We start from the raw sequence: 1,088 nt of genomic DNA, 5'->3' as shown, positions 1-1,088 counted from the left end.
ATTATATGCTTTTAATCAGATGTTTTGAAAGGATATTATAAGAATATGCAGTGAGTAATGATAATATATAAAATAAGCTCTTCAGCCACCAAATCCGAAGAAAACTCTCCGATTTCTTTAAATGACTCCCGAAGAACTATAAAGGAAGTCAATGTAAACTTTGAGAATATTGATCTTTCAAAAGATAATAACGAAGTTATTGATTATGATTATATGAATAATCTCTATGGGTTTCCAATTTCTGAAGTGGAAGTACAAATATACCTTGCTCATAAAAATATTTGGAATCTCTTCCTAAAGTAAGAAGAAGAATATTGCCTTATTATAGAGGCAAATGTTTCAATTTTAAAACCACTTGATGAGATTAATGAAACAATTACTGATTTTGAAGAGCAATGGGACATTATATTCCCGTTTGATAAAAGTGAGCATTCAGAAGCACAATCCTATAAGCAATACGCTATGGGTTTCTATTGGGGAAGTTGTGCCTATTTTATAAGTAGAACAGGAGCTAAAAAAATGCTATCTGTTGATTGTATAAAACAACCTGTTGATGATGAAATACTTGAATTATCTATGAAGGAAACTTTAAAGACTTTCTCTGATCATAGTGATTCTTTTGATATCAATTTTAACGATTCGTTTGCGCATATCGGCCGACTCAAAGAAGTTTCCAATAAGATAGAACAATATAACGTTTGGTCAGATGAAAATCGGAAGAAAATACGGAGGATCTTAGCCATAGTATCAGAAATCGCTAATCACCTGAATATTCCATTGATTTTGCATGGAGGAACCCTTCTCGGTTATGTCCAGCATGGAGAAATTATTCCTTGGGACGATGATGTGGATCTAGGTATTAAAGAGATTGATTTGGTTAGATTCCAAGACGCAATTACGATTGATAAACGACTTTCATTTGCCTCTAAGGTCGAAGAAAGAACAGGTGTCGTTTTCTATAAAATTTGGTCACAGGACGGAGAAGCAATTGAAAATTTTTCTTATAAGTTTCCATTTGTAGACCTGTGGTTATATAATATAAAAAATGAGGATATCGTTTTTAAAAACTATATAGTGTTTCCTCAAGC

1 protein-coding gene is annotated in these 1,088 nt (G+C 32.4%); it reads left to right on the top strand.

Going from position 1 to position 1,088, the window contains the following annotated elements; translation table 11 throughout:
- Nucleotides 1-462 precede the first annotated feature (462 nt).
- Nucleotides 463-1,088, top strand: a 626-nt coding sequence (locus tag DBR11_RS25880; protein WP_146186668.1) for a LicD family protein, incomplete at its 3' end; no start/stop codon positions are given.

This window comes from Pedobacter sp. HMWF019 (genome assembly GCF_003061025.1).
In the GTDB taxonomy this organism is placed as follows: domain Bacteria; phylum Bacteroidota; class Bacteroidia; order Sphingobacteriales; family Sphingobacteriaceae; genus Pedobacter.
This window is presented reverse-complemented; position numbering and strand designations above follow the sequence as displayed.